This is a genomic window from Marivita sp., from assembly GCF_051859345.1.
Taxonomy (GTDB): Bacteria; Pseudomonadota; Alphaproteobacteria; order Rhodobacterales; family Rhodobacteraceae; genus Marivita.
Genome location: NZ_JBHYFV010000013.1, coordinates 100859 through 109974 on the forward strand (window position 1 = coordinate 100859; position 9116 = coordinate 109974).

10 protein-coding genes are annotated in these 9116 nt (G+C 58.8%); 2 read left to right on the top strand and 8 right to left on the bottom strand.

From position 1 onward, the window contains the following. The 5 genes from ACTIEN_RS10770 to ACTIEN_RS10790 all read right to left on the bottom strand — a co-directional run. Positions 1-803, bottom strand: an 803-nt coding sequence (locus ACTIEN_RS10770) for an ABC transporter permease (RefSeq protein WP_439523145.1), incomplete at its 3' end; no start/stop codon positions are given. A 126-nt stretch (positions 804-929) separates the two neighbouring features. Further along, entirely contained in the window at positions 930-2489 is a 1560-nt protein-coding gene (locus tag ACTIEN_RS10775; RefSeq protein WP_439523131.1) for an ABC transporter substrate-binding protein, read from the bottom strand. 41 nt (positions 2490-2530) lie between these two features. Then, positions 2531-3295 carry a class II aldolase/adducin family protein gene (locus ACTIEN_RS10780; protein WP_439523132.1) on the bottom strand — a complete coding sequence of 255 codons (765 nt, stop codon included), beginning with the start codon at positions 3293-3295 and terminating at the stop codon, positions 2531-2533. A 171-nt stretch (positions 3296-3466) separates the two neighbouring features. Further along, complete coding sequence (locus ACTIEN_RS10785) at positions 3467-4423, bottom strand: LysR family transcriptional regulator (protein WP_439523133.1); 957 nt, start codon at positions 4421-4423, stop codon at positions 3467-3469. Then, positions 4423-5142, bottom strand: a complete 720-nt coding sequence (locus tag ACTIEN_RS10790; protein WP_439523134.1) for a GntR family transcriptional regulator — start codon at positions 5140-5142, stop codon at positions 4423-4425. The genes ACTIEN_RS10785 and ACTIEN_RS10790 overlap by 1 nt, the downstream gene beginning before the upstream one ends. 76 nt (positions 5143-5218) lie before the next feature. Between ACTIEN_RS10790 and ACTIEN_RS10795 the strand changes: the two genes are divergently transcribed. Next, complete coding sequence (locus ACTIEN_RS10795) at positions 5219-6586, top strand: aspartate aminotransferase family protein (RefSeq protein ID WP_439523135.1); 1368 nt, start codon at positions 5219-5221, stop codon at positions 6584-6586. 146 nt (positions 6587-6732) lie between these two features. Beyond that, positions 6733-7248, top strand: coding sequence for a toxin-activating lysine-acyltransferase (locus ACTIEN_RS10800; protein ID WP_439523136.1), 516 nt, complete (start codon positions 6733-6735; stop codon positions 7246-7248). Positions 7249-7284: 36 nt separating this feature from the next. Here ACTIEN_RS10800 and ACTIEN_RS10805 read toward each other — a convergent pair whose 3' ends face one another. From ACTIEN_RS10805 to ACTIEN_RS10815, 3 genes are all read right to left on the bottom strand, one after another. Then, positions 7285-7584 carry a hypothetical protein gene (locus ACTIEN_RS10805; protein ID WP_439523137.1) on the bottom strand — a complete coding sequence of 100 codons (300 nt, stop codon included), beginning with the start codon at positions 7582-7584 and terminating at the stop codon, positions 7285-7287. Positions 7585-7934: 350 nt separating this feature from the next. Then, the gene (locus ACTIEN_RS10810) at positions 7935-8225 is read right to left on the bottom strand and encodes a hypothetical protein (RefSeq protein ID WP_439523138.1); all 291 of its coding nucleotides are present in this window, start codon (positions 8223-8225) and stop codon (positions 7935-7937) included. 456 nt (positions 8226-8681) lie between these two features. Beyond that, positions 8682-9116 (bottom strand): transposase (locus ACTIEN_RS10815; RefSeq protein WP_439523139.1); only part of this gene is annotated, 435 nt, incomplete at its 5' end.

The window sequence follows — 9116 nt, forward strand, 5'->3', positions numbered from 1 at the left end:
TGGCTGATCGCTTCGAACATCAGCCGCCCGATGCCCGGCCAAGCAAAGACCGTTTCGGTCAGGACCGCGCCACCGACGATCTGACCGGCCTGTAGACCGGCCAGCGTGATCACCGGCAGCAAAGCGTTGCGCAGCACATGGCGGCGCTGAATGACCGAATTGCGCAGCCCCTTGGCGCGGGCGGTCTTGACGAAATCCAGCCGCGACACCTCGAGCATCGAGGCGCGCGTCATGCGCATGTAGATGGCGGTAAAGAACAGGCCCAGCGTCGTCGCGGGCAGGATCAGGTGTTTGCCGATATCCAGCACGCGGTCGATGCCGGTGTAATTGGCCCCGATGGTCTGGTAGCCGAACCCCGGCAACCAGCCCAGCACAACTGAGAACAGCAAAGACGCCATCAGCGCGACCCAAAAGAGCGGCGTGGCGTAGAACAAGAGCGCAAGGCTTGAAATCAGCGTGTCCCACCATGTGCCCTGCGTTTGCGCGGCCAGCACACCAGCGGCAACGCCGATCACGATGGAAATGACAAAGGCGGTCGAGGTCAGCAGCAGCGTTGCGGGCAGACGGTCCCAGATCAGCTCTGCCACCGGCATTTGCTGACGGTAGGAAAAACCCAGATCAAGCTGGATTGCACCCTTCATGTAGTTCCAAAGCTGGACAGTGAACGGCTGGTCCAGCCCGAACCGTTCGCGCAAGTCCTGAAGGAATTTCTCGTCCGCCGCGCCAGCCTCTCCCGCCATGACTGCCGCCGGATCGCCGGGGGCTGCGTGGATCAGAACGAAGTTCAGCACGAGGATCGCCATCAATATGAAAACGGCCTTCACAAGCCGCGCCGCGATGAAGCCAAGCACAATGGAGTCCCGTGGTTAAATCGGTCAAAGACACCGCCGCGCCACATCTGGGCGCGGCGGTGCAAGGATTAGCCTTAATTACTCTCGATCAAGCCAGGCATCCCGCATGCCGTCATTGACGCCAATCGCAGTGCTGACCGGGTTCTTCAGATCGCAGCGATAGATCGTCGGGAACTGAAGCTCGAGCATCCACGCCACAGGCACATCATCCACGACGATGTTCTGCACCTCGGTATACAACTCCTGACGCGCAGCGTCGTCTGGCTGGATCGCGGCTTCGGCAAACAGGCGGTCTGCCTCTTCGTTGACATAGCCCGACACGTTGTTCCACGGGCTGCCCTTGGCGATGTTGGTCGAGATATAGTTTCGCGCCACACCCAAAGCCGGGTCGCCGTACTGGTAGAGATAGGTAAAGGCCAGATCGAAATCCCAATCGCCGGTCCGCTGGTTCCAACCCGCGACATCTGTCGCCACCAGTTCGGACTCGATACCGACTTCCGACAGGTTCTGCCGGACCGCTTCGGCCCAACGTTGCCACGTTTCGCCATAGGGCAGGGGCAGGATCTGAAGCGGCTCGCCGTCATAGTCGGAGGCCGCAAGATATTCCCTTGCCTTGTCAGGATCGTAGGAAATGTCCGGCGTGTTCGGCTCGTGGAAGCGCGTGACCGAAGAGACCGGACCCTTGGCGACGGTGCCGTTGCCGTTCCACAGCGCATCACGGGCAAACTCGCGATCCATCGCGTGCATGACGGCCTTGCGCAGGTTCTTGTCGGTCATCGGGCCTTCGTGCATGTTCAACCACATCCAGGAATGCGGACCGAAGAATTCCCAGCCGTCATTGGTGAAGCAGACATTGTCCATCGCCGTCAGGCGCGGGATGTCGAAGTTTTCCACCGATCCGCCGGGCAGCAGATCGACCTGTCCGGTCTCGAACGCAACCGACCGCGATGCGGCGTCGGGGATCACCTGGTAATAGATCTCGTCGAGGTAGGGCTTGCCCTCCATGTAGTAATCTTCGTTCTTGACCAGATGGATATACGACCCGCGCTCCCATTCCTCGAACTTGAAGGGGCCGGTGCCGATGGGCGTGTTGTTCGCCGGGTTGTTGGCGTAATCCGTGCCTTCGTAGATGTGCTTGGGGATCATCGGCATGGTTCCGGCCTCGAAGATGCCAAGGAACGGGCCGAAGGGCTGTTTCAGGGTGAAGACAACCGTCTTGTCGTCGGGTGCTTCGATGCTTTCGACATGCACCAGCGATGCGCGCAGGCGGGCATGGGTTTCGCGCAGGAACTCATCGACCGAGAACACCACGTCTTCGGATGTAAACGGCTCTCCGTCATGCCAGACCACGTCATCCTGAAGCGTGAACGTATAGGTCAGCCCGTCCTCGGACTTGGTCCATTCCTTCGCCAGCGACGGCATCGGATCAAGGTTCTTGTCATAGCGCAGGAGGCTTTCATAGATCTGCCCCGCGACCATCTGCGTCGGGCCGTTCTGGATCAGGCCCATCATCAGGCCCGGCGGTTCCGGCTGGATCACGGCATTCAGCGTGCCGCCCGATTTCGGTGTCTCCTGTGCCGCCAGCGACGACGCAATGGCAATCGCCGCGGCGGTCGTCAGATATTGAAATGTCTTCATATCAAGTTTCCCTGTTGATGGAGGTGAACACCCGGCCTGTCTTATTGTGACAGGTCCGGATAATGCTTGAGCGCAAGGCGCAGATACGCCTCCCACTCGGGGTCTTTCTTGTCCGGGTTTCCCCGGTCCTTGGTCATGCTCTCGTATTGCTGGGCCGTGAACTCGGCCAGGTCGTCCGGCACACGGTTCAACTCGGCACCCGACGACAACAGCGCCAGTTGCGCCTTGCAGGTCCGTTCGAGGTTGTACATCAACGCAAACGCCTCGCCGACGGTGCCGCCACAGGTCAAAAGCCCGTGGTTGCGCAGGATCATCGTCTTGGCCTCGCCCAGGTCGGCCACCAGCCGTTCGCGTTCGGCCAGATCAAGCGCGATGCCTTCATAATCGTGAACCGCCATGCGGTTGTAGAACTGCAAGGACCATTGGTTGAGCGGCAGGATCCCGTCCTTCATCGACGAAATCGCAACCCCGGCCACCGTATGCGTGTGCAGAACGCACCCCACCTCCGGCCGTGCGGCATGGACCGCGCTGTGAATGGTGAACCCGGCGGCGTTGATCCCGGCACCGTATTCATCGCGAATGATTTTGCCGTCCAGATCGACCGTCACAAGGTTCGACGCGGTCACTTCATCAAAGCGCAGACCGAACGGATTGATCAGAAACCCGTGCTCTGCCTCTTCTTTGGGCGCTCGGGCGGAAATATGAGTGAAAATGCTGTCATCCAGCCCGAAATGCGCCACCAGACGGTAGGCGGCCGCCAGATGAAGCCTCTCAACTGGAACGTTTTCGATTGAGTCGTGCTTCATGCGCGGGGCTCTCCAACAGGGTCTTACAAGCGCAGCGGGACTTGAAAACACAGCACTTTCCAAGGGTGGGCCTTGGATCACATGCCGCCGCTTGCGCTCAAGTGGTTTGAGCCTAACAACGACTCGTGTGTCAGAAAAATAGATTGAGGTTATGTTTGGTAGTGTCTGAGCCTATGCCTTTTGTGGCGAGAGACTTTGAAAAACTTCGTTTGCGATATCCAGAAAGGTCTGTTCAGCCGGGCTGCAATGGCGCGCGGGATCTGCGACGAAATACAGATCGGCCCGCAACTCTGGCCCCGGCAGATCAAGCTGCCACAGCGTTTCATCCCGCAATTCGCGCGCGACAGCGTGGACCGGCAGCACGCCAATGCCAATACCAGCGGTGATCATCCGGCACACCTCGGCAAAATCACCGCTGGTGCCGCTGATGTTGCGGCCAAGTCCGGTGCTGTCGCGCAGCGCAATCATCGGTTCGGGCGCGCGGCCCTCTGCGTCACACGAGAACGCGATGAAAGGCATGTCGCGCAATTCGCTCAGCGAAACCTCCGTGCGCCCGAACAAGGCATGCTCTGCCCCGCAGAACACACCGTAGCGCGCCCGCAACAGCAGATGACAGGTCAGACGCGACAGCGGACGCTGCATCAGGCAGATACCGAATGGCACGATACCGGACGCAACATTGTGCAGGATCGTGTGACTGGATGCGATCTGGATATCCAGCACCACGGAGGGATGCCGCTGGTGCATCAGGCGCAGGATTTCGTCCAGCACATCGCTGCGCGCGCCGGTGACAAGCTGCACCTTCACCGTGCCGACCAGCCCGGAATACAACGCCTTCAGCTTTTCCTCGGCGCGCAGCGAGGCTTCGAACATCTTTTCCACTTCGGAAAACAGAACCTGCCCGGCAGCGGTCAGTTCAAATTCGCGCTGGCCCCGTTGCACCAGGGTCTGCCCCAGCGATTTCTCCAGCCGCTGCAGCGACGCACTGACCGACGGCTGCGTCACGCCTTGCGCCTTGGCAGCGCGGGTCACGCCCTGTTGCGCCGCGACATAGTAAAAGCTGCGCAGCAACCCCCAGTTGTCGCACCGGCCGGTTGCATCAAGGGTGGGGGACAGCGCCTTGTTCATCAGGCCGCCTCAACCGTGACAAGACGGTCCCGCAGGGCCGCGATCTGGGCCAGCATCGCGGGTTTCGCCAGCGAAATGTCCGCCTCGATGGCGCACCGGGCGGCGGTGCCATCCCGGTCCGTCATCGCTTGCAAGAGGTCGTAGTGATGGATGTTCAAACCGCTGGGTGCGGTGTCGTAGTAACAGGCGACAAGCGGTCCCATCTGCAACCACAGCCCCTTGAGAATGTTCTGCAACACCGGCATCCTGGCCAGCGTGCTCAGGGCTAGGTGGAATTCCTGATTGCCCTCTGTGGCCACCGCCCATTTGCGCTTTTCGATCGCCCGGTCGTTGCGATCCAGCAAACGGCGCAGATCGCGGATCTGCTGGGGTGTTGCATGCTCTGCCGCACGCTCTGCCGCCAGCCCTTCCAGCGACAGCCGGATTTCCACGATCTCAAGATAGGTCGCCTCGGACATGACTGGCACACGCACGTCTTTGGGCGAGCGATGTTCCAGCACCTTTTCCTGCGTCAGCTGTTTGACCGCGTCGCGCACAGGGGTGCTGCTGACACCCAGTTGGTCGGCCAGCCCGCGGATGGTCAGCTTGTCATTGGGCCGCATCTGTCCGGTCAATATGGCTTTGGCAATACGGTCATAGACCTGTTCACCCAGATGACTTCGCCCGATGATGTCCATTCGCTGGCCCTCGCAAATCACAAGCTTTGGTGTATGATGCATCAAAATCCCTTGCCACGCCAGCCCTTCACCCGTTAGCTGTGAGACAGATTCACCGACATTGCGAAAGAGATGCCCCATGGATATGCGCCCGAACTCAGACGAAGCCCGCGACATCGCCTACCACTTCCACGGCTACACCAACGCCCGCGTGCACGAACAGAACGGCCCGCTGATCATGGACCGGGGCGAGGGCGTGCATGTCTTCGACAACCAGGGAAACAAGTACATCGAAGGCATGGCCGGCCTCTGGAGCGTTGCTGTCGGCTTCAACGAGCAGCGCCTGATCAATGCCGCCTCGGCGCAGATGCAAAAGCTGCCCTATTACCACAATTTCGCCCACCGCTCGCACGGGCCGGCGATTGATCTGGCCGAAAAGCTGGTGGGCATGGCGCCTGTCCCGATGAGCAAGGTGTTCTTCACCAATTCCGGATCCGAGGCGAATGACACGATCCTCAAGATGCTTTGGTATCGCTCGAACAGCCTCGGAAAGCCCGAGAAGAAAAAGGTGATCTCGCGAATCCGCGGCTATCACGGTGTCACCATTGCGTCCGCCTCGATGACCGGGCTGCCCTACAACCACAAATCCTTCGACCTGCCGCTGGACGGCATCCTGCACACCACCTGCCCGCATTACTGGCGCGAGGGGCAGGAGGGCGAAAGCGAAGAACAATTCGCGACCCGCTGCGCCGAAGACCTCGATGCAATGATCCAGGCCGAAGGGCCGGACACGATTGCGGCCTTCATCGCCGAACCGGTGATGGGCGCGGGCGGTGTTGTTGTGCCGCCCAAGACCTATTGGAAGAAAATCCAGGCGGTGCTGGGCAAATACGACATCCTGCTGATCGCTGACGAGGTCATCTGCGGCTTTGGCCGCACCGGCAACATGTTTGGCTGTGACACCTATCAGATCAAACCCGACATCATGACCATGTCGAAACAGATCACCTCGTCCTATTTCCCGTTCTCGGCCTTCATGATGACCGAAGAGGTCTATGCCCCCATTGCCGATGAATCCGGTCGTATCGGCGTGCTGGGCCACGGCTATACCGGCGGCGCGCATCCCGTAGGCGCGGCGGTGGCGCTGGAAAACCTCAAGATCATCGAGGAACGCGACCTGGTGACCAATGCCGCCGAACGCGGGGCCGAGTTGCAGGCAGGACTGGCCAAGTTTGCGGATCACCCGCTGGTCGGCGAAGCACGCGGCGTCGGTCTTATCGCCGCGCTTGAAATCGTCGCCCCAGAGGGACGCGCGGAAGAGTTCGCCCCCGGCAAACTCGGCGCGGCGATGAACGCGCATTTCCTCAAGAACGGCCTCATCTCGCGCAACATGATGGACGCGATGGCCTTCTGCCCGCCGATGATCATCACTGAGCGTCAGATCAAGGAGATCCTGTCAGTTGTTGAACGCAGCCTTGAGGGTTTTTCGGCAGAGATGGCTGGATAGCAGAGCGTTTCCAATCGACACAGGGGCCTTTGATAAGAAAGGCCCCTTGTCCGGAAGGCCAGAAAAATCCCGGTATAAACGGTATGCGTTTTGCCCGACACGGATTACAGTTCGTTGAATTACAGTGATTTAAGTTGGGTGAAGCAATGTTGAAAACCGCAAATTTGAACACCTCGCAAAGCCTGGATGATTACGACCGGGCGATGGGTATGTTTGCGCTGTTGGGTGCAACATCAGCATTCGGTGAACTGAAGCTGAACGTGGCGATCCCGATTTTGCATGGTGCGCTCAGGGCCGGGAACTGCCGGATTTTCCTGGGCGATACCGGTCGCCCCAGCGCAGGCGTGCTGTGGGCTTTCCTGAGCGATGAAATGGTCGAGACCTATTTGTCGACCGGGTTTCTGCCAAGTGTTGATGCCTGGAACAGCGGATCCCAGCTTTGGTTCCTGCATGTGATCGCCGAGGGTGGGACGATCAAGCAGATCCTGGAGGACTGCATGCACGGCCCTCTTTTTCAGGGCTATGATCGTGCCTTCATGCTGCGCGTCGGTGCCAAACGCAGCCGACGTGTCGTGGAATTGACCCGTAAGGGTGCCCGCGTTCACAGGGTTCTTGAACCGCTATCCGATCCCGACCAGACAAACGAACACCGCGAAGCGTAAAGCCCGCGGCGCCCATCGTTTTCCAAGATGTATCGGTTAAGCTGGTGTGACGCCTTTGTCGGTCAACCGGCAAAGATCCTTGAACAGATCCGGTGCATCCGCTTTCATGGTGTTGATATCATCGAACTTCGGAATCTTTCTGGGCCCCTCAAGGCGCTGGATATGGAAGGTCGGATCAGTCTTGGCGGCGGGCAGGTCCAGCATCGACGAAAGATCAGCCTGCATGGCTTGCAAAGGCGCCGAAGCGATTACAAATCGATCGTCGTCTTGCAGTCTTTTTGGCTCATTCTTCAAAATCTTTTCAAGACCGAGGTCTGCATGAATTGTGTATGGCATGGTCTTCTCCGCAAAAAGTCTACTCAAAAAAAGTGTCCCATTCGTCTCAGCATGGGTGAATGGTTCATCCGTGGGCTTATGGAAACCGGGTTATTACCGTTGCGTCAAGTGTTTTGATCATCGGCGGCGGATTCCAAAAAAGCGCGGGACTTCGTTCAATAACAATGTATTGGGGGTGGCGTCGCCCGAATATCCGAATCTTTCGAATGCCAGGCGATGTTTCGCAGCGCTAACAGCTGCACAACTTGCACGAGCACTTTCCATTTGGCAATCGACACATATCGTGCCGACAGCGATTGCCGACACGTTGCCAGTTGTTCTCAGCGCTCCAAGATCTTGGATCGAAGCGGTCAGGCCTTGACGACCCGTCGGTCAACCATCTTGGCAAGGCTCAGAGCAAGTTCAGTATCTGGACCCGCCGCGAAACTTACGTCAGTGCCCTTGAGATACCCCTTGTCAAAGACTGCAACGTTTGAAGCCGTGTCTGCAGCAGAAGTCTTCTTGGCTGGAAGATCAACCATCGACCTGAGATTGTCCTGAATCGCGGCGAGAGGGGCCGACGTAGCGATGGTCCGGCCCACGGTCGGCTTTTTCATGATCTTGTCGAGTGGACCAAGATCCGCGTGAATTGTATGTGCCAATGTGATTTCTCCCTTTGTGGGTTCAATTCGGTCCTGCATGACCGGAACGCCCCGATTTCAATGTGCATCGGGCATACCGCTCTGGTCAAAAGCATGGGCGGAGTGATCTACTCCGTCAACATTTAAGATGTACGGATATTGGCCTGATACCTCGGGAACACAGTCTCATCCGGTGACTCTGCAAGATCGATGGTGGAATTTCGACAGCGCTGGGAGACACTTGCGTGTTGCAAGGAAGCTTGGGGTCGTTTGGCACAGATGATTGGCCCGTCTGTCAGAGTCGTGGGTCAAGGCAGGAATTCGCCGAAGGATCATCAGTCATCTTGCGGCAAAATAGGCCCGGCGGGGCCGAAACAGACTCCAGTGTAACAGAATTCCGTTGACTGACCTTGGGTTGACTCCGTTCCCTAGCACTACTTTGGCAGATTTTCATCTGGGCGTTCTTCGATGAGCTTTTCACAGTGAGGGCATCGTATTGGTGGGGGTTTCGCGAATGCGTCGAGGATGGCTTGCCTGACGGTTGGCATGGTCGGTTGCGGGGGTGGTCCGGGGACTCTTTTTTTCCCGTCCCGCGGCCTTGAGGCGGCGGGATTGCAGGAAGGCGTAGGCGATCATCGTCATCAGGGCGTGTCGGTGAAGGCCGGTCCAGGACCGGCCCTCGAAGTGGTCGAGGCCAAGCTCCTCCTTGAGTTGCTGATGCGCCTGTTCGCAAATCCATCGGGCCTTGACGGCAGCTGCGAGCGCCTTGAGGCTGGTGTCGGCTGGCAGGTTCGAGGCGTAGTATTTCCGCTCGCCGGTCGCACGACGCTCACCGATCAGCCAGACCTCCTCATCTCCCGGCATGGCCTGCACGCGACCGTCGGCCATACGGTGTTTGTGGCCATCGGCGAT

What these genes read in the sequence shown, in the direction of transcription:
- ACTIEN_RS10775 (WP_439523131.1), bottom strand. Translation starts at nt 2,489, where the DNA reads ATGAAGACATTTCAATATCTGACGACCGCCGCGGCGATTGCCATTGCG.
- ACTIEN_RS10780 (WP_439523132.1), bottom strand. Translation starts at nt 3,295, where the DNA reads ATGAAGCACGACTCAATCGAAAACGTTCCAGTTGAGAGGCTTCATCTG.
- ACTIEN_RS10785 (WP_439523133.1), bottom strand. Translation starts at nt 4,423, where the DNA reads ATGAACAAGGCGCTGTCCCCCACCCTTGATGCAACCGGCCGGTGCGAC.
- ACTIEN_RS10790 (WP_439523134.1), bottom strand. Translation starts at nt 5,142, where the DNA reads ATGCATCATACACCAAAGCTTGTGATTTGCGAGGGCCAGCGAATGGAC.
- ACTIEN_RS10795 (WP_439523135.1), top strand. Translation starts at nt 5,219, where the DNA reads ATGGATATGCGCCCGAACTCAGACGAAGCCCGCGACATCGCCTACCAC.
- ACTIEN_RS10800 (WP_439523136.1), top strand. Translation starts at nt 6,733, where the DNA reads ATGTTGAAAACCGCAAATTTGAACACCTCGCAAAGCCTGGATGATTAC.
- ACTIEN_RS10805 (WP_439523137.1), bottom strand. Translation starts at nt 7,584, where the DNA reads ATGCCATACACAATTCATGCAGACCTCGGTCTTGAAAAGATTTTGAAG.